Raw genomic sequence first — 22,344 nt, 5'->3', positions numbered from 1 at the left:
GCTCAGCGGTTGTTGCGCTGCATGAAGACGAGCTTCTCGAACAGCGTCACGTCCTGCTCGTTCTTGAGCAGCGCGCCCACCAGCGGCGGCACGGCGACCTTGTCGTCCTTGCTCTGCAGGGCTTCGAGCGGAATGTCTTCGGCCACCAGCAGCTTGAGCCAGTCGAGCAGTTCGGAGGTCGAGGGCTTCTTCTTCAGGCCGGGCAGGTTGCGCACGTCGTAGAAGGTCTTCATCGCGGACGTGAGCAGTTCCTGCTTCAGGCCCGGGAAGTGCACGGCGACGATGTGCTTCATCGTCTCGGCATCGGGGAACTTGATGTAGTGGAAGAAGCAGCGGCGCAGGAAGGCGTCGGGCAGTTCCTTCTCGTTGTTCGAGGTGATGAACACCAGCGGACGGTGCTTGGCGCGGATGAGCTCGCGCGTCTCGTAGCAGTAGAACTCCATGCGGTCGATTTCGCGCAGCAGGTCGTTCGGGAATTCGATGTCGGCCTTGTCGATCTCGTCGATCAGCAGCGCGACCGGCTTGTCGGCCGTGAAGGCCTGCCAGAGCACGCCCTTGACGATGTAGTTCTGGATGTCCTTCACGCGCTCGCCGCCGTCCACGTCGGACAGTTGCGAGTCGCGCAGGCGGCTCACGGCGTCGTACTCATACAGGCCCTGTTGCGCCTTGGTGGTCGACTTGATGTGCCACTGCAGCAGCGGCATGTCGAGCGCCTGTGCCACTTCTTCGGCCAGCATCGTCTTGCCGGTGCCGGGTTCGCCCTTGACGAGCAGCGGGCGCTGGAGTGTGATGGCCGCATTGACCGCCAGCATCAGGTCCTGAGTGGCGACGTAGTTGTCTGAGCCCTTGAATTTCATGAGTGGAGCGGAGGCAGGGTGGAGAAAAGAACACACTCGATCGGCATTGCGCAGTCTCTTGTGCAGCCTGTGCGAGGTTCCCGGGGGACCCTTGCATATAATCGAAAGTTGATTCGAAAAACTGTATCTCCACGAGATTGTGCGCGCAAAATGAACAAGTTGTTGACCACGATGTTTGCCCTTGCTGTCGCTTGCGTGACGGTCTCGGCCCAAGCCCAACAAGTCACTGGCAAGGCCCAGGACGGAGCCAAGAAGGTCCAGATGTGCGTGGGCTGCCACGGCATCATCGGCTACCAGGCCAGCTTCCCCGAGATCCACAAGGTGCCGATGATCGCGGGCCAGAGCGCCACCTACATCTCGGCCGCGCTCACCGCGTACAAGGGCGGTGACCGCAAGCACCCGACGATGCGCGCCATCGCCGACACCCTCACCGAACAGGACATCGCCGACCTCTCGGCCTATTACAGCCAGCTGGGCATCAAGGAAGGCGACGCGCCTGCGGCCACGCCCGCCAAGGCCGCTTCCGAGAACGTCCAGGCGCTCATCGCGCGCGACAAGGACAACAGCTGCACCAAGTGCCACGGCGCCAACTTCAACACGCCGAACGACGGCACCGTGCCCAAGCTGGCCGGCCAGCACGCCGACTACCTGTTCGTGGCGCTGAAGTCGTACCGCGTGAAGAACAACCCCCACCTGGGCCGCTCGAACGCCGTGATGGCCGCGCAGGTCGAACCCAAGAAGTTCACCAACGCCGAACTCAAGACCCTGGCCACCTACATCAGCTCGCTGCCCGGTGAACTGAAGGTCGTGCCGGAGTCGCGCCTGCATCACGCGCCCCAGTAAACAGACAGCGCAAGACGGGTTTCGACCCGCTGCCCCAAAGAAAAAGCCCGCTGATGCGGGCTTTTTTTCGTCGGGACTTTCCCGGGGGTCACACCTTCCTAGACGTCGAAGAAGGCCGTCTCGTCCGCACCTTGCATGCGGATGTCGAAGCGATACGTCACCGCGCCGCCTTGTTCGATGCGCTCGGCGATCAGCGTGTGGCGGCGCTCGGCCGGCACGCTCTGCAGCACGGCGTCCTTGGCGTTGGCTTCGGCCTCGTCGCTGAAGTACACGCGGGTGAACGCATGCAGCAGCAGGCCGCGCATCAGCACGATCACGTTGATGTGCGGCGCTTCGCCGGGCGATTCGGCGCCGGGCTTGACGGTGTGGAACACGAAGCGGTTCTGCGCGTCGGTGCCCGTGCCCACACGGCCGAAGGCGCGAAAGCCCAGCGCGCGCGCCTCGTCGGGCGTCTGCGGGTAGCGGCCTTCGCCGTCGGGCTGGCTGATCTCGACCAGCGCGTCGTTGATCGGGTTGCCGTCGCCGTCGAGCACCCGGCCTTCGAGGCGGATGCGCTGGCCGCTGGCGGTGTCCAGCGCCACCACGGCGTCGAAGGGCTGGTTGAAGTTGTAGCCGTACTGCGTGGCGGTGAGGCCGTAGGCGAAGTAGGGGCCGACGGTCTGGGAGGGGGTCTGGCCGAAGTCGGCTTCCTGGGCGGTCATCAATGGCATGGGGAATCCTTTCAACGGTTCTCGAACGGCGTCTCGTCGGCGCCGCGCAGCACCATGTCGAACTGGTAGCCCAGCGCGTAGCCTTCCTCGGTGATGTCGAGGCTGAAGTCGGCGATCAGGCGGTTGCGGTAGCGCTCGGGCGTGCCGGTGACCATCGGGTCGTACTGCAGCAGCGGGTCGCCGGGGAAGTACATCTGCGTCACGAGGCGGCTGGCGAAGCTCTGGCCGAACAGCGACAGGTGGATGTGCTGCGGGCGCCAGGCGTTCGGGTGGTTGCCCCAGGGGTAGGCGCCGGGCTTGATGGTGAGGAAGCGGTAGCGGCCTTCGCTGTCGGTCAGGCAGCGGCCTGCGCCCAGGAAGTTGGGATCGAGCGGTGCGTCGTGCTGGTCGACCTTGTGCACGTAGCGGCCCGAGGCGTTGGCCTGCCAGAGCTCGACCAGCGTGTTGGCCACCGGGCGGCGGCGCTCGTCGAGCACCTGGCCCGTGAGGATCATGCGTTCGCCCAGCGGCTCGCCGTTGACGCGCGCGTTGCGCGTGAGGTCGTGGTCGAACTCGCCGATGCTGTCGTGCCCGTACACGGGCTGCTGCAGCTCGCCGAGCGAGGCCTTGAGCGGGATCAGCGGCTTCTGCGGGCCGCGCTTGCCGGTCGACTTGTAGCCGGGGTAGATGTAGCTGGGGTGGGCCGCCCAGTCGCGCGGGGTGAGGGTGGGCTGGGCGCCGCTGGTCTTGGTTGACATGTACGTTGTCTCCTGTCGTGGGACGAATCCGAAGCCCGCACTGTAGAAGTCGCAATCAATGATGTAAATTGAAGATTGTTCCAGTTTTAATAACCAGAAGGCATTGAAAAAGTCTCCCGCCGAGCTTCGCCAGGATTTCGTGCGCAACGTGCAGCTGCGGCACCTGCGCGCCTTCGTCGCGGTCGCGCAGGAGCGCCACCTGGCGCGCGCGGCCGAGCGGCTGGCGCTGAGCCAGCCGGCGGTGTCGAAGACGCTGTCGGAGCTCGAGGCCGTGGTCGGCACGCGCCTCGTGGAGCGCAGCCAGGCCGGCCGCCGCGGCGTGCAGGGCCTCACGCCGGCCGGCGAACAACTGCTGGCCCACGCCCTGCGCGTGCTCGAAGCGCTCGACGCCAGTGCCCAGGCCGTGGCGCCCTCGGAGGGCGGACGCATCGAGCGCCTGCGCATCGGCGCCTTGCCGAGCGTGGCGCCCGCGCTCTTGCCGGTGGCGCTGGCGCGGCTGCGCGAGGGCTGGCCGGCGGTGCAGATCCTGGTGAAGAGCGCGGCCAACGCCGTGCTGCTCGACGAGCTGCGCGCCGGCGAGCTCGACCTTGTCGTGGGCCGCATGAGCGATCCGCGCCTCATGGGTGGCCTGAGCTTCGAGCTGCTGCACACCGAGCCGCTGGTGTTCGCCGTGCGCGCGGGCCATCCGCTCGCGCGCGACCCCAAGGCCGCGTCGGTGCTCGAAGTGCTGGGCTATCCGCTGGTGGTGTACGGCGAGGGCACGATCCCGCGCCACAACACCGAGAGCTTCCTGTCGGCGCGCGGCCTTGCGTTGCCGCGCAACGCATTGCAGACGCTCGACGTGGCGGTGGCGCGCGCGCTGGTCGGGGTGTCGGATGCGGTGTGGATCACGCCGCTGGGCGCCGCGCGCAGCGAGCTGGCCGACGGCCGTCTGGTGCGCCTGCCCATCGAGACCGCAGGCACCGAGGAGCCGGTCGGCCTCCTGCAGCGCAGCGAGGCCGAGCCGTCACCGTTGCGCGCCGCGATGGCCGGGCTGCTGCGCGAAGCGGCGAAGCAGCAAGGGGCCTTGCCTCAGATATCTCCGAGGCGATTGAAGTAGCGCGGTCTCTTCGCGGAACACCACGGAACCGGCTTTGCCGGGCCGTCGGTGTTGCCCCCGGTAGGGGGTTGGCGAAGCGACACGAAGTGCGCGAAGACTGGGGGCGAGCTTATTTGGTTGCGCGGCGCTGCACGCACGCGACGTAGCCCTCGCCATCGGGCGGGCGCCCGGCGCGCTGAGCCTCCCACATCATCTGGCCCAGGCATTCCATGGCGTCGTGATGCGCATGCAGCAGCGAGCCGCGGCGCGCAGCCAGCAGCTCGACGGCCTGGCGGATGCCGCGCGGCTGATCGATCGAGCACTGCTCGCTGATCGACAGGTGCATCGACAGATGCAGGAACGGGTTCTCGCGCCCGTTGGCGCCGTCGTAGACCCGCGCCACGGCTGCGTCGGCGTCGATCAGGTCTTCGTGGTACTCGGGGTGCTCGTCGATCCAGCCGGCCGCGATGGTTTCCAGCGGCTCCATCGGCAGGCCCTGCCGGTGCTTGGCGTACACGTCGCAGAAGAAGCGGCGCACGTCTTCCTGGGAGGGATTGAACATATATAGAAGAGAGGAAGAGAAGAGGGAAAAGAAAGAGAAGAAGCGGGCGCTGCAGCGGGGGCGCAAGGACGGTGGAGGGTGCGCGGGATACCGCCGGCGTTCCGGGTACGAGGCGTTACATCGTTACGTAACGAATCGCGAAATGACCTCTGCGCGGGCTGTTTCGAACGGCGATGTGTACTGCTGTTTTCAAAAAAATACCCATACAAATCAAACACTTGAAGCGCCGATGGCGCGCCGTTGGCAAGGCGGCGAAAAAGCGGCACGCAAGTTGCCCCTGTGAAGGCATCTTTTGTCACAGAGGCTGCCATGACCGCTCCACAAGCATCGACCGTTTCGACCGAAGGGCTCGCCGCCACTGGCGCGCCCGTGGTTCTCGCCCAAGCCACCGTCACGCCGCTAGGCACGCCGGGCATGAGCGCTGGCGCTTCCGCCGCGCCTGCGGCCGTGGCGTCTTCCAGCGTGGGCACATTGTCCAATGCTACGCCCGGCGTTGCCGTGATGCGCGAGGGTGTCCGCATTCCGGTGGACGGCAATCAGACCCTGATGGCCGGTGACCGCGTGATCGTGCCGGACGGCGGTCAGGCCAACGTGCTGTTCCCCGGATCGGCCACCAACAAGGCGCCGCTGGCCGGCGTCTTCACCAGCGGCACCGATGCGACCATCGGTTCGACCAAGCTGCCCGGTGGCCTCGAGCAAGTGAATGTGGATGTCGCCTCGGGCGATCTGCAGGTGACCCCGCCGGACAGCGATGCTGACGCAGCCGCTCTGGCAGTGACCAAGAAGACCGCGGCCGGCAGCGGCATCGGCCTCGGCGAATTCGCGCTGGGCGCCCTGGGCGCCGCGGCGCTGGGTGCCGCGCTCAGTGGTGGTGGCGGCGACGGTGGCACCACCGGCTTCCCGCTGTTCGTGGGCGGCCCGGGCGGCGACTCCGATGCGGACGCCGATTCGGATTCGGACTCCGATTCCGACTCGGACAGTGACTCGGACTCTGACAGCGACAGCGACAGCGATTCGGATTCGGATTCGGATTCGGATAGCGACTCGGATTCGGATAGCGACTCGGATTCGGATAGCGACTCGGATTCGGATAGCGATTCGGACTCGGACTCTGACTCGGATAGCGACTCGGATTCGGACAGTGACTCTGACAGCGATTCGGACAGCGACTCTGATTCGGACTCTGACAGCGACTCGGACTCGGACTCCGACTCGGATAGCGATTCAGATAGCGACTCGGATTCAGACAGTGACTCCGACTCTGACAGCGACTCTGACTCGGACAGCGATTCGGACAGCGACTCTGATTCGGACTCTGACAGCGACTCGGACTCCGACTCTGACTCTGACAGCGATTCGGACAGCGATTCGGACAGCGACTCCGACGCAGACGCCGACCACCTGCTCGACCCCGCCGACGGTGTCGTGGGTGAGGTGCTCGACGGCCTGGACGACGCGCTCGGCCTGGGCGGTGCGCTGGCCCCGGTGACCGATGTGGCGGACAACCTGACCGACGTCGTCGACGACGTGCTCGCCCCGCTGCTCGGCGAAGAGTTCCAGGCGAACAACCCGAACCAGTTCGACCCGGTGGACGACCTCGTCGGCAGCATCACCGATCCGCTGGGCGGCACGCTGAGCCCGCTGCTCGATCCGCTGCTGGGTGCCGGCGCGGCCGGGGCCATCACGGCCGGCCTGCTCGGCCAGGTCGACTACGTGACCGACGCGCTCGACAACGCACTGGGCAACCTCGTCGGCGACAACGGCATCGTCAGCGGCCTGACCGATGCGCTCGGCCTGGGCGGCGTGACCGACCAGCTGCTGGGTGACGACGGCGCCCTCGGCGGCCTGCTCGAGAACGTGGTCGGCGAAGGCAGCCTCGTGCAAGGCCTGCTGGCCGAAGACGGCCTGGTCGGCGGCCTGCTGGCACCGGACGGCGTCGTGGGCGGCCTCATCGGCGAAGGCAGCGCGGTCGGCGGCCTGCTGGACACCGTGCTGGGCGACGACGGCCTCGTCGGTGGCCTGCTCGGCGACGGCGCGCTGGGCGACCTCACTGGCGGCCTGCTCGGTGCGGACGGCCTGCTGGGCGGCCTGCTCGGCGACGACAGCGCCCTGGGCGGCCTGCTGGGTGAAGACGGCCTCGTGGGCGGCCTGCTCGGCGGCGACGGCGTGCTGTCCAACGTGCTGGGTTCCGACGGCCTCACCGGCGAACTGCTCGGCCAGGGCGGCCTCGTCGACAACCTGCTCGGTCAGGACGGCGCGCTCTCCGGCCTGCTCGCGGACAGCCCGCTGGGTGGTCTGCTCGGCGGTGACGACGGTCTGCTGGGCGGCCTGCTCGGCGGCGTCATCGGCGAAGACGGGCCTCTGGGCGGCCTGCTCGGTGACGACGGTCTGCTCGGCGGCCTGCTGAGCGACGACGGCCTGCTGGGCGGTGTGCTGGGCAGCGACGGCCCGCTCGGCGGCGTGCTGGGTGACGACGGCCTCCTGGGCGGCCTGCTCGGCGACGCTGGCCCCATCGGCGGCCTGCTCGGCGAAGACGGTGTGCTCGGCGGCGTGCTGGGTGACAACGGCCTGGTCGGCGGTCTGCTCGGCGGCACCGGCCCCATCGGCGGTCTGCTCGGTGACGACGGCCTGCTCGGCGGCCTGCTGGGCGAGAACGGCCCGCTGGGTGGCCTGCTCGGCGGCGACGGCGTCGGCGGCCTGCTCGGACCGGACGGCGTGGTCGGCGGTCTGCTGGGTGAAGACGGCCCCGTGGGTGGCCTGCTCGGCGAAGACGGCCTCGTCGGCGGCCTGCTGGGCGGTGTGCTCGGCGGCATCGGTGGCGGCACCCCCGGCACCGGCGCGGCCCTGCTCGACCCGACCGACAGCGTGGTTGCCGGCCTGGTGGACGGCTTGAACAACGGCGTGCTCGGCGACCTCGGCCTGGGCGACGTGCTGGCCCCGGTCTCGCAACTGACCGACAGCCTGACCGACACGGTCGACGGCCTGCTGGCGCCGGTGCTCGGTTCCAGCTTCACGCCGAACAACCCGAACGTGCTCGATCCGGCCGACGGCCTGGTCGACAACGTGACGGACGGCGTGGGTGGCCTGGCCAGCCCGCTGGTGGACCAGCTGCTCGGCGCCGGCGCGACGAACGGCCTGCTGAACGCGGTGGACACCCAGGTCGACTTCGTGACCGACGGCGTGGCCCACCTGATCGGTGGCGACGGCCTGCTCGGCGGTGTGCTGGGTGACGACGGCCTCCTGGGCGGCGTCCTCGGCGGCGACGGTGGCCTGCTCGGCGGTGTGCTGGGTGACGATGGCCTCCTGGGCGGCTTGCTCGGAGGCGACGGTGGCCTGCTTGGCGGTGTGCTGGGTGACGACGGTCTGCTGGGCGGCTTGCTCGGCGGTGAAGGCGGTCTGCTCGGCGGCGTGCTGGGTGACGACGGTCTGCTGGGTGGCTTGCTCGGCGGCGAAGGCGGTCTGCTCGGTGGCGTGCTGGGTGACGACGGTCTGCTGGGTGGCTTGCTCGGCGGCGAAGGCGGTCTGCTCGGTGGCGTGCTGGGTGACGACGGCCTGCTGGGCGGCGTCCTCGGCGGCGAAGGCGGTCTGCTCGGCGGCGTGCTGGGTGACGACGGCCTCCTGGGCGGCGTCCTCGGCGGCGACGGTGGTCTGCTCGGCGGCGTGCTGGGTGACGATGGCCTCCTGGGCGGCGTCCTCGGCGGCGACGGTGGTCTGCTTGGCGGTGTGCTGGGCGATGACGGTCTGCTGGGTGGCTTGCTCGGCGGCGACGGCGGCCTGCTCGGCGGCGTGCTGGGTGACGACGGCCTTCTGGGTGGCGTCCTCGGCGGCGAAGGCGGTCTGCTCGGTGGCGTGCTGGGTGACGACGGCCTTCTGGGTGGCGTCCTCGGCGGCGACGGCGGCCTGCTCGGTGGCGTGTTGGGTGACGATGGCCTCCTGGGCGGCGTCCTCGGCGGTGACGGTGGCCTGCTCGGCGGCGTGCTGGGTGACGACGGCCTCTTGGGCGGTGTCCTCGGCGGTGACGGTGGTTTGCTCGGCGGCGTGCTGGGTGACGACGGCCTCCTGGGCGGTGTCCTCGGCGGCGTGACCGGTGGCGACGCTGGCGGTCTCCTCGACGGCATCCTCGGCGACGACGGCCTGCTGGGTGGTGTCCTCGGTGGTGTGACCGGTGGCGACGCCGGCGGCCTGCTCGACGGCATCCTCGGCGACGACGGCCTGCTGGGTGGCGTCCTCGGTGGCGGGACCGGTGGCGACGCCGGCGGCCTGCTCGACGGCATCCTCGGTGACGACGGCCTGCTCGGTGGTGTCCTCGGTGGCGTGACCGGTGGTGACGCTGGCGGCTTGCTCGACGGCATCCTCGGCGACGACGGCCTGCTGGGTGGTGTCCTGGGTGGCGTGACCGGTGGCGACGCTGGCGGTCTGCTCGACGGCGTCCTCGGTGACGACGGCCTGCTGGGTGGTGTCCTGGGCGGCGTGACCGGCGGCGACGCTGGCGGCTTGCTCGGCGGCATCCTCGGCGACGACGGCCTGCTGGGTGGTGTCCTGGGCGGCGTGACGGGTGGCGACGCCGGCGGCCTGCTCGGCGGCGTGCTCGGTGACGACGGCCTGGTCGGCAGCCTGCTCGGCGCGGACGGACTCGTGGGTGGCCTGCTCGGCGGCCTGACGGGTGGCAGCGAACCGGTCGCCGGCATCCTGGAGCCGGTCACCAGCATCCTCGACAGCGTGACGGGCGCGGCTGGCTCCGGCGGCTCGCTGGTCTCGACGGTGGTCGACACCGTGACCAGCGTGGCAGCTCCGGTGACCGACATCCTCGCCGGCACGCCGGCGACGGCCCCGGTGGCCGCGGTCGTGAGCGGTGTGGTGGACACGGTCGAACACACGGTGGCCCCGGTGCTCGACAACGTGCTCACCCCGATCACCAGCCTGCTCGACCACAGCAGCCCGGCCGGTGGCGCCCTGGCCCCCGTGACCAACATCCTGCACGGCCTGCTGGGCTGATCCAAGGGACACGAAGAAGGAGGAAGGGAAACCTCGATAGCAAGCAGAAAGGGACAGGCCGTTCGCGGCCTGTCCCACGAAAGGACCGTCATGAACAAGAATTTCCGGATACTGGCCCTCGTGGCCATGGGTGCCAGCCTCGCCGCCTGCGGTGTGCCTCCCAAGGGCGGTCGCGACGACGCGACCTACTACTACTCCAACAAGAGCGTGCGCGAAGTGCCCAAGGTGGAGCCGGCACCGCCACCACCGCCGGTGACGAACACACTGGCGAAGATCGTCTACTTCGACTTCGACAGGTACGACGTCCGGCCCGGCGACCGCAGCATCGTCGAGGCGCACGCGGGCTTCATGCGCAACCGGCCGGCGAGCCGGGTCGTGATCGAAGGGCACACCGACCTGCGCGGCGGCCGCGAGTACAACCTCGCGCTCGGCCAGCGCCGCGCCGAAGCCGTGCAACGCATGCTCACGCAAATGGGCGTGCCGGGCGAACGCATCGAAGCCATCAGCTGGGGCATTGAAAAGCCCGCATCGCTTGCCACCACCGAGGAGGGCCATCAGCTCAATCGTCGCGCCGAATTCAGCTACCGCTGAATCGGGAGCACGCGATGATTCAACGGGCGGCTTCCGGTCCGCGATCACGTCATCCAGGCGAGAGCAGATGACGGACGCGACCGGCCTTCGCCCGCATTCGACCGGGGCCGAATGATGTCCTTCTCAGACCAGCTCCACGCCTGCCACGAGCGCCTGGTGTCCGTGTGCGCGGCGTTGCCCGCCCCGTACCCGGCCTTCACGCTCTTCTTCTCGGTGAGCGACGGCTCCCAGCGTGCGCACGTCGTGCATGCGCGGGCCGACGACTTCGAAACCGCCTGGCGCGAAGGCGCCGCGCTGGTCGAGCGATGGGTGCGCGAGCGCGGCATCGTCTCGCCCTGGCTGCGCATCGACTGGGTCGAGGGCGCCAGTCCCATGGACTGGACGCAGTTCAAGACCCAGCTCACTGCGGTCAAGCGCAACTACTTCCGGCTCGGCCTGGCTTTCGACCAGGACTTCGACTTCGCCTTCACCGAGCAGGAACTCAATGCCAACGCCATGCTGTGCGGCGACTCGACCGTCGCGCATTCGGTGGTGAACGCGCGCAACTTCGACGTCTACGCGCAGGCCCGCTTCGAGCGCACGCTGCCGCTGGAAACGCCGACGGAGCGCACCGTCTACCTGCTGGCCACGGTCGGCGTGTTCTGCCAGCCCGACGGCGTGGTGCACAAGCTCGTGGGCACGGGGCTCGACGCGGGCCGCCGCCAGTTGCCGGCGCTCAACCCGCAGTCGGTGCTCGACCTGGTGCGCAGCGGTTCGTCGTACCTGGCGCGCCAGATGCAGAGCGACGGCCTCTTCGTGTACGGCTACTTTCCGTGCTTCGACCGCCGCATCCCGACCTACGACGCGATGCGCCATGCAGGCACCGTGCACGCCATGCTCGAGGCCTGGGAGCTCACGCGCGACGACACGCTGCGCGCGGCCATCGACCGTGCCATCGACCACCTGACCGACGCGCTGATCCGCGACTACACGCTGCCCGACGGCCGCGAGGTCGCGTACCTGGTCGACACCGGCGGCGAGATCCGCCTGGGCGGCAACGCCGCCTGCGTGCGCATGTTCGTTCGCTACTGCGAGCTGATGGAAACGCGCCACTGGCTGCCGCTGCTCGAGAAGCTCGCGCTGGGCATCGTGGCGTTGCAAGACCCGGCGAGCGGGCGCTTCGACCACGTGCTGCACGCGGCCGACCTGACGCTCAAGCAGGCCTCGCGCGTCATCTTCTACGACGGCGAGGCGGCCTTTGGCCTGATGCGGCTGTACGGCCTCACGCGCGATCCGCGCTGGCTGGCGGCTGTCGAAAAGGCCTTCGACCATTTCATTGCGAGCCAGCACTGGCAGTCGCACGATCACTGGCTCAGCGGCTGCGTGAACGAGCTCACGCAGTGGAGCCCGCAGGAGCGCTACTTCCGCTTCGGGCTGCAGAACGTGGCGGGCTACCTGGACTTCGTGCTCGATCGCAAGACCACCTTCCCCACGCTGCTCAGCCTCATGCTGGCCGCGCAGCAGATGCTGCAGCGCCTGGAAAGCATGCCCGCCATGCGGCACCTGCTCGACGAGCTGGACACCGAGAAGTTCTACCGCGCGCTCGACTACCGCGCGCACTACCTGCTCAACGGCTTCTTCTGGCCCGAGATGGCGATGTACTTCCGCCGGCCGTCCACGGTCGTCGGCGCCTTCTTCGTGCGGCACCACTCGTTCCGCGTGCGCATCGACGACGTCGAGCAGTACGTGACGGGCTTCGCGGCCTACCACCGCTACCTGCTGGACCGGCGCAGCCAGCCCGGCGGCGCGGGCCCCGGCGGCGGTGGCAGCGGTTCGCGCGACGACGGTGCGGTGTGGACCGCCAGCGAGATGGCACGCGTCACCGGCGGCGAATGGGTGGTCAAGCCCGAGGACGGCTGGCGCGCCACCGGCGTGGCGCAGCGCACCTTCATGCGCAAGGGCCGTGTCGTGTTCGACCACCAGGCCCGGCCGTCGAAGACGCCGCTGGCCGCCGTCACGCTCAAGGGCGTGCTGCAGCCCGCTGCCGCCGTGCTGTGCACCGACCCCAAGCCGCACCTGGACAAGCGCGTGCCCGTGCTGCAGGTGGCGAACGTGCTGCAGGCCGTGCTCGAGCTGGGCGACCATGCGCGCACCGAGTTCACCGGCCGCGTCTGCGGCGTGCTCGGCAGCGGCGCGGGCAGCAGCACCGTGGCCGCCATGCTGGCCGGCGCGCTCACCGTATGGGGCGAAGTGGCGCAGCCCGAAGGCAACATCAGCCTGCCGTCGGGCATCGCCTGGAACCTCACCTGCATGCCCCGCCATGCCGCGTACTGGGTGCTCGAGATGGGCTCATCGCACATGCCGGCTTCGGCGCAGCTCATGCGGCCCTCGCTCATCGTGGTGACCGGGATCTCGGCGGCGTCGCAGAAACACCGCGGCCCGTCGGAGGCCGCTGCGCGGCTGGACTGCCGCATGTTCCAGGCCATGGCCGCGGGCGACCGCGTGGTGCTCAACCGCGACATGCCCGAGTTCGCGACCTTCGCCGAAGCGGCGATGGCGCACCAGCTGCAGATCGTGACCTACGGCGAGCACAAGGACGCCGACGTGCGCCTGCTCGCCTTCGACCACGGCGAGGTGCAGGCGGAGGTGGCCGGCGAGCCTTTCCAGCTGCGTCTGAACGCGCCGGGCCGCCACATGGGCGCGAGCGCCGTGGCCGCGCTGGCCGCATTGCAGGCGCTGCGCCTGCCGCTGGCGGCGGCGGTCGAGCCCTTTGCGCACTTCGAGCCGCCGGGCGGACGCGGTGCGCTGCACACCATTCACATCGGCGGCGGAAGCTTCAAGCTGATCGATGAAACCTACGACGCCAACCCGAGTTCGATGCGGGCGGCGCTTGAGTTGCTGTCACAAGCCCCCTGCGAGCCTGCGCGCCGGGTGGCCATCCTGGGCGACATGCAGGAGCTGGGCCCCGCGGCCCAGCGCCATCACCTCGATCTGGAGGCCGAGTTGCTGGCATCGCAGCCCGATCGCGTGCTGCTTTGCGGTCCCTTGATGCGGGCGCTTCACACGCGCATCCGCACCAAGGTCCGCTCCCATTGGTTTGTCGATGTGTCCGACCTCTCCACCGCACTCGGCGGGCTGCTGCAACCAGGCGACTGGGTGCTGGCCAAGAGCTCCGCGGGTGTCGGTCTTTCCCGGCTTGCCCGGGTCTTGAAAGCACTGCCATGAGATGGAACGCACTGGTCCACATTCCCTATGAATCCGAACGCGAGGCACCGCCGCGGCGCTGGTGGCTGGGCTGGCTGCAGCTGCTGTGCGCCTGGGTGCTGCTCATGCTGCTGTGCGCCAACATCGCGCTCGTTTTTGCCGAAGGCCTGCCGGGCACATCCGCGCGCACTGCCAGCCACAGTTACAACCACAAGACGATGAATTGCACGCTCAGGGAAAGCGCCGCGCCGCAAGGAACGCGCGACATGGAATCGACCGGTCCGGCGCAGGTTCGCGCACACCGATGCTGAGAGGCATCAGAGGCGAATTTTTGCCTTGTAACAGACGGGTAACAGTTGATAATGGTGCAGGCGTCGTTGCCCGACGGATCGGTGTTTCTCCATGATCAAGTTCCTCTTGCCCAGTCAGCTGGTTGCCGACAGGCCGGACACTCCCGGTGCCAGTCCGTATGCCGGCGCGTTGAACGATGCGTTCCGCGCGGCCTACCCCCTCGTCAAGAGCGCGGCGTGGCTCTCGCTGCCCATCAGCCTGTTCGGCCTGCTGCCTTCGATCTTCCTGCTCCAGGTGTATGACCGCGTGCTCTCGCGCAGCGGCGTCTCGACGCTCGCTGCGCTGGTGTGCGGCATCCTGTTCTTCCTGTGCATCGAGTTCTGGCTGCGCACGCGGCGCTCGCGCCTGCTGCGCAACGCGGGTGCGACCGTCGATCACGGCGTGTCGAGCGCGCTGCTGCACTCCATGCTCGGTCGCCCGCTGCGCGCATTGGAAGCGCGGCCGGCCTCGGCCTGGCAGCTGTTCTTCCGCGATGTGGGCGCCGTGCGCGGCACCGTCACCGGCGGGCTCGCGCAATCGATCTTCGATCTGCCGATGGCGATCTTCGCGCTGGTGGTGATCGGCATCGTTGCGCTGCCGGTGCTGCCTGTGGTGGCGGCCTTCCTGGCCATCATGTCGTTCCTGGCCTGGTGGTGGGCCGACGAAGTGCGCGCCGGCCGCGTCGAAGAAGTGCAGCGCGGGCGCGGGCTCGACCGCATCACCTCCGAGATCTGTCATGCGCGCGAGACGCTCAAGGCGCAGTCGAACGACGGCCCCACCATCGACGTCTGGCAGCAGACCTACAACGCCTGGCTCAGCGAGAGCTTCGGCAAGAACGGCCAGATCGAAACCGCGCGCGACGGCACCACCGTGCTGCTCACCGTGTTCTCGGTGATCGTCGTCACCGTGGGCGCCGTCTCCGTCATGCAGCAGTGGATGACGGTGGGCGGCCTCGTTGCCTCCAACATGCTCGCGCTGAAGGCGCTGCAGCCGGTGGCCGGGCTGGTCTCGAACTGGCGCGCGCTGGCCACCGCCAAGGAAGCCGCCAAACGCCTGGAAACCGTGCTCGGCGAGCCGGTCGAGAAAGCGCCCACCGGCATGGCGCTGCCGCAGCCGCTGGGCCGCGTCACGCTGAAGGACGTGAGCTTCAGCTTCACCGAGGACGCCCCGCAGCCCGTGCTGGAGAACGTCGACCTCGACATCGGCCCCGGCGGCCTGCATGTGATCGTCGGGCGCAACGGCGCGGGCAAGTCGACGCTCGTGAAGCTGCTGTCGGGCCTGTACACGCCCACGCACGGCGTGGTGAGCATCGGCGAGTACGACCTCTCGCAGTTCGGCCGCGAAGAACTGTCGCGCTGGATCAGCTACCTCTCGCAGGAGGTCTACTGGTTCGGCGGCCCGCTGGTCGACACCATGCGCCGCGGCGCGCCGGGCCAGAGCGACGAGCAGATCGTCGCGGCCTGCAAGCTCTCGGGCGCGCACGACTTCATCTCGCGCCTGCCCGACGGCTACCGCACCGTGGTGGGCGAGGGCGGCACCGGCTTCTCGGTGGGCGAGCGGCGCAAGCTCGCGCTCGCCATGAGCTTCCTGCGCAAGCCGTCGGTGCTGGTGCTCGACGAGCCGAGCAACGACCTCGACTTTCAAAGCGAGCGCAACCTGCTCGCCACCATGCTCGCGGTCGCCAAGGTGCGCACCGTGGTCGTGGTCACGCATTCGCTGCGCATCGTGTCGGCGGCCACCGCCGTCTATCACGTCACCGGCCAGGGCAACGTGGAGATCGGCTCCGCCGCCGTCATGGTGCCCAAGCTGTTCGGCGTGAAGAAGCCGCTGGTGGCGCTGGGCGATGCGGACGAAGGCGGCGGCAATGCCGGCGTCTCCGCCGCGTCGCGCTCGATGGCCTGAGTGACTTGATCAATTGAGCGATCGATTGACCGACTGACAGACAGAGACAGGGGTACGGGATTTTGAAACCAGACTTGCCGCAGGTGCTTCAGGGCGAGAGCGAGAAACAGGCGGCGCAGACCACGCCGCAAGGCCGGCGGCGCCAGTGGATCATCGGCGGTGCCGTGGCGCTGCTGGCGATGGTGGGGCTGGGTTTCCCGATGGAAACCGTGGTCGTCGCACCGGGCCGCGTGATCCCCTCCGACCGCGTCAAGTCGATCCAGCATCTGGAAGGCGGCATCGTCAGCAACGTGCTCGTGAAAGAGGGCGACAAGGTCAAGCAGGGCCAGTCGCTGGTCGAGATCGACCTGGGCGGCAGCGGCCTGAACTTCGAGGAGCTCACCGCGCGCTACGCCGCCACGCAGGCCACCCGCGTGCGGCTCATTGCCGAGAGCCGCGGCCAGCCGCTCAAGCGCGATGCCTTCGACCCCGACATCGACGAAGCCGTGCTCGAAGGCGAGGTCGGCGCCTACCAGGCGCGCGCGCTCGAACAGCGCGGCGTCATGGCCGGTGCCGTGTCGGGCCTGGAGCAGGCGCGCAGCAAGCAGCTCGAACAGCAGGCCAAGGCCAAGGGCCTGGGCGACCGGCTGGAGCTGTCGCAGAAGGAACTCGAGATTTCCGAGCAGCTGCTCAGCGAAAAACTCGTTGGCCAGGTCGAGGTGCTCGAGAAGCGCCGCCAGGTCGAAGGCGTGCGCAGCGAACTCGCCGTGACGCGCCAGGGCGTGATCTCGGCGCAGGCCGCCATCACCGAGGCACAGGCCAAGATGGCCGAGGCCGAAGGGCGTTTCCGTCGCCGCGCGTCGGACGAACTCGCCACCGTCGAGCGCCAGTTCGCCAGCCTGAGCGAAGACCTCGCACGCGCACGCACGCAACGCTCGCGCACCGTCGTGAAAGCGCCGGCGGAAGGCATCGTGAAGGGCCTGCGCAGCAGCAGCCCCGGCTGGGTCGTGAAGCCCGGCGAAGCCATCCTGGAGGTCGTGCCCGACGAGGACGAGATCATGGTCGAGGCGCGCCTCAACCCGAACGACCGCGGCTTTGTCGAAGTGGGGCAGCTGGCGCGCGTGAAGATCACCGCCTACGACTACCTGCGCTACGGTGCCGTGGACGGCAAGGTCAAGCTCGTGGCGGCCGACGCCGACCGCGATGCGGCCATCTCCCAGGGCGCGCCGTACTACCGGCTGCTCATCAGCATGTCGCAGTCGCATGTGGGTCGCAAGGAGAACCGCATCACCGCCGGCATGGAGTCTGAAGTCGATCTGCGTGTGGGGACCGATCCGTTCATCTGGTACATCCTGCGGCCTGTGCTCAAACTTCGGCGCGAAGCCTTCCGCGAGCCATGAGGACGCCCGTCTTGCCGGGACGGCGCGGGCGCATCGCCCCCGGCGTGGTCTGTGCCACCCTGTGCGTCAGCATGGCGCTGCCGCCCACCGCCTATGCCCAACAGTCATTGGAGGCGGACGGGCCACCCGCGACGCTCGCGTTGTCGCGTCGCCTGTCGTCGCCTTCCGTCGGTGCCGCGAGCTCCGCGCAGCGCGTGAAGCAGGCGCTCATCACGCTGTCGCAGGAATACCCCGAGGTGCAGACCGCGCAGGCCGCGGCCACCACCAGCAGCTTCGGTGTGGACGCGGCCCGCATGGCGCGCTACCCGCGCTTCAAGATCGGCACCTCGTCAGGTACCTACAACAGCGGCGCCAAGGACGCGAAGAGCGAGAACTACACCGTGCTCACTGCCGAAGCGCGCGTGAGTCTGATCGACGGCGGCGCCATGAGCGCCGCGCAGCGCGCCGCCGAGCTGGCCAACCAGGCCGACGACGAGGCGGTCATCACCACCTCGCAGAAGGTGGTGCTGGACGCGCTCACCGCCTACCTGCAGGTGCAACGCTTCGACCTGAAGAAGCAGATCGCGCACCGCGCCACCGAGGTCGTGGCCGAGCTGTCGAAGGCCGAGGCACGCCGCGTCGCGCTCGGAGTGAGCGGTGACAACGACCTGAACATGGCGGCTTCTCGGCGGGCCCTCGTGGCCGCGCGCGAGTCCGACTTCGAGGCTCAGCGCGACGAGGCCATGGCCAAGTTCCGCAACTACTTCAAGTTCTCGCCCAACCCCTCGTCGCTGCCCGTGCTCGCCGCGCCGCCGCAATGGCGCATCGGCTCGCAGGAAGAAGCGCTGCGCCGCGCCGAAGCGCGCAGCACCGAACTCGCCGAAGCCCAGGGCCGCGTCGCGCGCGCCCGGGCCCTGGTCGAACAGACGGAAGCCAGCCTCTACCCCACGCTCGATGCCGTCGTCGTGAAGAGCAAGGATCCGCGCGGCGTGTCGCCGCAAGACCCCACGCGCGCCGCGTTCGAACTCAACTGGAACTTCGGCAACGGCTTCGACCGTCAGCTCAAGCTCAAGGGCGCCCTGGCCGAAGTCGCGAACCAGGAAGCCAAGATGGAGGGCGTGAAGCTCAACCTGCTGGAGCTCACCGCGTCGTCGTGGTCCCGTACCGTGGCCGGCCGCGAACGCGAGCGCCAGTTGATGGAAGCCGTCAGCACCTCCGGCCAGGCCTTCCGCGGCCGCCGCCGCCTCATGGAGTTCGGCCGAGAGACCCTGCCCCAGGTGCTCGATGCCCAGCTCGACTACTACACCCTGCTGTTCGACTACATCGACGGCGTGTTCGACCTGCGCATCTCCGAACTGCGCCTGGCCCGCACCACCGGCGAACTGCGCATCGACCCCATCGGCAGCAACGGCTGGATCGACCGCATCTTCGGACCTCCCAGCCGCACCCCGCTGACCGAGGATGGCCTGCTGGGCGCGCTGTGCATCTCGAGCAACACGACCTGCGCCAGCGAGCCCACGGTCGACCGCTCGCCAGGTGCATCGTTCGCGAACCCGCCGCTGCGCAGAACCACAAGGCTCGGCACCAACTAGTCCACGAGGCAAGCGAAGCGAGGCCCCTTCGCGAAACACCGAGGAACCGGCTTTGCCGGGCCTCAGGTGTTGCCCCCGGTAGGGGGTAGGCGAAGCGGACACGAAGTGCCGCGCAGCCTGGGGGCGAGCTAAGTTTCTTCTGGGATGCCGGGCTCGCCGTCGAGGATCTGGTACTTGCGCATCTTCTCCCACAGCACCTTGCGGCTGATGCCCAGATGCTGCGCCGTGTCCTGGCGCTTCCAGTCGTTGATCTCGAGCGCCGCGATGATGCGGTTGCGCTCGCTGCTGTTCCAGCCCTTGCGGTCTCCATTCGCATCGAGCGCGACCCCTGTACCGTTGCGATCGGTCGCCAGCGCAGCCGGCGCCGGCGTGCCGCGCGTGAGCGCGATCGCGCGCTGGATCAGGTTCTGGTCCCAGCCGTGCAACTGCCGCGCGATCACGCCCACGCGCTCCGCGAGATTGCGCAGCTGCCGCACGTTGCCCGGAAAGTAAGTCTCGGCCACCGCATCGCTGAGCCAGTGCGGCGTTTCACCCAAGGCTTCGAGCTCGTCGCCGAGCACGTTCGTCAGCAGCGCCTTGAAGATCGCGATCTTGTCGATCTCGCCACGCTCTTCCAGGCTGGGCACATGCAGCTCGATGACCGCGAGTCGATAGAACAGATCGGCGCGAAACTCGCCGCTCGCCACCATCTCGCGCAGGTTGCGGTTCGTCGCCGCCACCAGCCGGAAGTCCACGCGAATCGGCGAGGTCGCCCCCAGCCGCGTCACCGCGTTGTCTTCCAGCACGCGCAGCAGCTTCACCTGCTGGTAGCGCGGCAGGTCACCGATCTCGTCAAGAAACAACGTACCGCCCGTGGCCTGCTCGAAGTAGCCGCGATGCGCATGCACGGCACCGGTGAACGAGCCCTTCGTGTGACCGAAGAACAGCGACTCGAAGAGCCCATCGGGAATCGCCCCGCAGTTCACCGCCACGAACGCACCCTTGCCGTACTGCTGATGCCCGATGTGAAGCTGCTGCGCAATGCGCTCCTTGCCCACGCCGGTCTCGCCACGCACCAGCACCGGATGGTTGCAGTCCGCAAAGGCGCCCACTTCGGCCAGCAGCCCCTTCATCGCATCGGAATGCGCCACCAGCACATCGGGCGCCTGCGGCGCGACATCGCGCGCCCGCAACTGCCGAACCAGCTTGGCCACCATCGTGCGCAACTCGGCGCAAGTGAAGTCGTAGGGCAGGACGTGCAGGTACTCGGGCGGATACGTGCGTGAGTCACGCTCGCGCGAAGCCGCCGCCACCCAGATCACCGGCATGCCTTGCAGCAGCTCCGTGGCATGAGGAAGCCCCCCGCCATCGATGACCGTGACGCTGATGATCGCGACGGAAGGACGCAACGCGACACCGCGATCCTGCGGCGGAGGCGGCAGGCCATCGGCCCGGATGACTTCCACATCGAAGCTCGCCATGCACCGCGCAATGCGGTCGAGGATGTCGGCTTTGCCTTCCCAGACAAAGAGGTCGAGTTCGTCGAAGTTGGAGGCACTCATTTAAGAAGGGTTCAATAGACCAGTTGCGCGCCACCCTGACACGAAAGCCTGGCACCTACCTCCGTCTTTGCGAGGTCGATGCCCAACGCGCCGATCAGTGTATTGACCAAGGGATCCAGCAGGGGCGAAAGTACGGAGGAAATGGTTTGGCGCAGCAGGTTGACCACTGCGTCGATGGTGCTTCCGACACCGAACAAAAGATCGCCCAACGCACTATCGACTGAGGGCTTGTACATGTGGATATCGATGTTCGCCAGCGTTTGACTGAGACTGGCAACGATATCGCCGGCAACAACGGGTTGATATGGTGTCGGAATCTGGGACGCTGAAATATTAGGCAAGCCCGAATCTGCTGGGGCCGCGAAGTCAAGAGTGTCTGTCGCACCGAGTACAGGGGCGTTGGTCATCAGGCCGATACCTCCACCGGCAAAGGCTTCCCGGTCCGCCTTGGTCTTGTCGTCAGTCCAGCCGGCGCCCTTTTTCCAGGAGTAGCCGCAGATAAAGGCAATGCAGGTCTTTCGGACGGTCATCGCACCGATGTCGACCAGAGGAATCGGCTCGACGTTCGGAGGGTCCTTGCTGGAGAAAGCCTGTGCCGCAGCGTCTTCCGGAGTGTTGCCGATCTTTCCAACGCGCAGATTCACGGCGGATGTATCTGCAATGACCGAAAGCGTCTTACTGCTGCCGCCGGATGCACAGCTGTACCTGTCGACACGTGCCTTGCCGGCTGCCACATCGATGTTCACGTCGATTCGGAACGGCGAGGAAACCAGGCGCAGATCGGTGGTCTTGTATTCGCATCCGATGCACAGGACATTGCTCAGCGCTCCGACGAGGTCCAGATGCAGGAGGCTGTTGAGAAGGTCAGTCACGGGCTGGGTGAGGGCAAGCACCTGGTTGACCAGATCGGTGAGGCTGTTCAGTGCCTTGGTGAAATCCACGGAGATCAGTGCGCGCACCTGGGCCGTGCGGACGCGAATCCCGTTGGGCCCCAACGGGTCTTGCATGGCGAGTTCGGGGCTGCCGATGGCAGACAGCTGCGGTGGCTCGATGACCTTGACCGTCGTACGCACATTGGCGAGGCCGAGAAGATCCGACGGGGCGCTGACGGTCGCGGCGTGCTGGCTGTTGGCGAGTTGCACGAAGGCCTGGGTCAGCTGGAACGCCTGGAGGCTCAGGTCCAAGGCACTGCTGGGTGTGCCTGTTGCAATTCCAAGGATCTCGGCAACGGTGAGTTCCACGTTGGAAACTTGAGTCGTCAGTCCCACCATGTTGTTGAAACCGGTGAGCGCGGCTTGTGCAAGGGAACCATTCTTTTCCAGGACAGAGGCCAATGCCTGCAGCATCTTCCCTGCCGTGACCTTTGTACCGAGAACCTGTTCATACTGGCCTGCCTGCAGCCCGACCTGCAATGCCAGAGCATCCAGGAATGAAAGAAGATTGACCTGGGTCGTGACCAGGCCTTGCCAGCCCGCCACAGTGAGTGCCACGCTCCCGCCGAGCAGTTTCCCGAACACTGCGTCCAGCAGCGGCGACTGGACCTGATCCAGTGTGAGCAGGGTGCTTCGAATGCTCAGCATCGCCTGCGGAATGGACTGATAAGCGAGTGCAGAGACTGCAATGGTCCGGTCGGATGTGCCTGTGAAGGAAAAGGGAAGGAGCGTCGGATTACGCGTGATCGAGATCCGTACGGCATTGAGTTTCTCGCCTGCCACTGGCGAGGCGAAGTGCTGTGGCGGGGCGTTGAACACGGGATCCCAGTTGCCACACACTACTTCCGCGTCTGCCAGGGGGGCGATGCCTCCCGGGAAGTTCTTCGTCGCATTGTCCTGCGCCGCTCGTCGCGCGACGTCACACGCGGAGGGGCGCAGTGCCTGAGCACCCGCAAGCGCCGCGAGGTCGACGGTCTTCTGGAGCTCGCGCTTCAGGAAAAAAAGGTAGCCAAGTTCGGTGCCCACCAGCACGATGACGAGCAGGCTGAGCGCGATGGCTGCGTTGATGACCACCGACCCTTTCTGGCGTCGGGTGGATCCTCGATTGATTGGCTGCATGGCGTTACCCCGGG

The 22,344-nt window shown here is 67.8% G+C and carries 16 protein-coding genes; 10 read left to right on the top strand and 6 right to left on the bottom strand.

Going from position 1 to position 22,344, the window contains the following annotated elements:
• Window positions 1-2 precede the first annotated feature (2 nt).
• Window positions 3-857, bottom strand: a complete 855-nt coding sequence (locus tag D3H34_RS04695; protein ID WP_119552286.1) for an AAA family ATPase — start codon at window positions 855-857, stop codon at window positions 3-5.
• Window positions 858-1,007: 150 nt separating this feature from the next.
• On the opposite strand from D3H34_RS04695, the gene D3H34_RS04690 reads away from it, so the two are divergent.
• The gene (locus D3H34_RS04690; protein WP_119552285.1) at window positions 1,008-1,700 is read left to right on the top strand and encodes a c-type cytochrome; all 693 of its coding nucleotides are present in this window, start codon (window positions 1,008-1,010) and stop codon (window positions 1,698-1,700) included.
• Window positions 1,701-1,798: 98 nt separating this feature from the next.
• On the opposite strand, the gene pcaG is transcribed toward D3H34_RS04690, so the two are convergent.
• Window positions 1,799-2,410 carry a protocatechuate 3,4-dioxygenase subunit alpha gene (gene pcaG, locus D3H34_RS04685; RefSeq protein ID WP_119552284.1) on the bottom strand — a complete coding sequence of 204 codons (612 nt, stop codon included), beginning with the start codon at window positions 2,408-2,410 and terminating at the stop codon, window positions 1,799-1,801.
• 11 nt (window positions 2,411-2,421) lie between these two features.
• The gene (pcaH, locus tag D3H34_RS04680; protein ID WP_119552283.1) at window positions 2,422-3,147 is read right to left on the bottom strand and encodes a protocatechuate 3,4-dioxygenase subunit beta; all 726 of its coding nucleotides are present in this window, start codon (window positions 3,145-3,147) and stop codon (window positions 2,422-2,424) included.
• Window positions 3,148-3,250: 103 nt separating this feature from the next.
• Here pcaH and D3H34_RS04675 point away from each other — a divergent pair, with 103 nt between their 5' ends.
• Complete coding sequence (locus D3H34_RS04675) at window positions 3,251-4,246, top strand: LysR substrate-binding domain-containing protein (RefSeq protein ID WP_286185437.1); 996 nt, start codon at window positions 3,251-3,253, stop codon at window positions 4,244-4,246.
• Window positions 4,247-4,355: 109 nt separating this feature from the next.
• On the opposite strand, the gene D3H34_RS04670 is transcribed toward D3H34_RS04675, so the two are convergent.
• Window positions 4,356-4,787, bottom strand: a complete 432-nt coding sequence (locus tag D3H34_RS04670) for a DUF1841 family protein (RefSeq protein WP_119552282.1) — start codon at window positions 4,785-4,787, stop codon at window positions 4,356-4,358.
• A gap of 142 nt (window positions 4,788-4,929) precedes the next feature.
• Here D3H34_RS04670 and D3H34_RS34170 point away from each other — a divergent pair, with 142 nt between their 5' ends.
• From D3H34_RS34170 to D3H34_RS04635, 8 genes are all read left to right on the top strand, one after another.
• Window positions 4,930-5,070, top strand: a complete 141-nt coding sequence (locus D3H34_RS34170; protein ID WP_167481121.1) for a hypothetical protein — start codon at window positions 4,930-4,932, stop codon at window positions 5,068-5,070.
• 26 nt (window positions 5,071-5,096) lie between these two features.
• A complete protein-coding gene (locus D3H34_RS04665) occupies window positions 5,097-9,782 on the top strand; it encodes a hypothetical protein (RefSeq protein WP_286185436.1) in 4,686 nt (1,561 codons plus the stop codon).
• A gap of 90 nt (window positions 9,783-9,872) precedes the next feature.
• The gene (locus tag D3H34_RS04660) at window positions 9,873-10,373 is read left to right on the top strand and encodes an OmpA family protein (RefSeq protein ID WP_119552280.1); all 501 of its coding nucleotides are present in this window, start codon (window positions 9,873-9,875) and stop codon (window positions 10,371-10,373) included.
• Between the two features lie 111 nt (window positions 10,374-10,484).
• Window positions 10,485-13,577: a glutamate ligase domain-containing protein gene (locus tag D3H34_RS04655; protein WP_119552279.1), complete on the top strand. Its 3,093-nt coding sequence runs from the start codon at window positions 10,485-10,487 to the stop codon at window positions 13,575-13,577.
• On the top strand, window positions 13,574-13,867 hold the full coding sequence (locus D3H34_RS04650; RefSeq protein ID WP_119552278.1) for a hypothetical protein: 294 nt from the start codon (window positions 13,574-13,576) through the stop codon (window positions 13,865-13,867). The genes D3H34_RS04655 and D3H34_RS04650 overlap by 4 nt, the downstream gene beginning before the upstream one ends.
• 91 nt (window positions 13,868-13,958) lie before the next feature.
• Window positions 13,959-15,788 (top strand): peptidase domain-containing ABC transporter, encoded by a 1,830-nt coding sequence (locus tag D3H34_RS04645; protein ID WP_119552277.1) that lies wholly within the window; start codon window positions 13,959-13,961, stop codon window positions 15,786-15,788.
• Window positions 15,789-15,871: 83 nt separating this feature from the next.
• Window positions 15,872-17,167 (top strand): HlyD family type I secretion periplasmic adaptor subunit, encoded by a 1,296-nt coding sequence (locus D3H34_RS04640; RefSeq protein WP_286185475.1) that lies wholly within the window; start codon window positions 15,872-15,874, stop codon window positions 17,165-17,167.
• Complete coding sequence (locus tag D3H34_RS04635; RefSeq protein WP_119552275.1) at window positions 17,164-18,738, top strand: TolC family protein; 1,575 nt, start codon at window positions 17,164-17,166, stop codon at window positions 18,736-18,738. Before D3H34_RS04640 ends, D3H34_RS04635 begins: the two co-directional genes overlap by 4 nt.
• A gap of 128 nt (window positions 18,739-18,866) precedes the next feature.
• Here D3H34_RS04635 and D3H34_RS04630 read toward each other — a convergent pair whose 3' ends face one another.
• Together D3H34_RS04630 and D3H34_RS04625 are read right to left on the bottom strand one after the other, a co-directional pair.
• Window positions 18,867-20,279, bottom strand: a complete 1,413-nt coding sequence (locus tag D3H34_RS04630) for a sigma 54-interacting transcriptional regulator (protein ID WP_119552274.1) — start codon at window positions 20,277-20,279, stop codon at window positions 18,867-18,869.
• A gap of 11 nt (window positions 20,280-20,290) precedes the next feature.
• Window positions 20,291-22,330, bottom strand: a complete 2,040-nt coding sequence (locus tag D3H34_RS04625; protein ID WP_119552273.1) for a pilus assembly protein TadG-related protein — start codon at window positions 22,328-22,330, stop codon at window positions 20,291-20,293.
• Window positions 22,331-22,344: the final 14 nt, after the last annotated feature.

The sequence above is a fragment of the Acidovorax cavernicola genome (assembly GCF_003581445.1).
The sequence above is the reverse complement of the archived record's forward strand: the minus strand, read 5'-3'. Positions and strand labels throughout refer to the sequence as shown.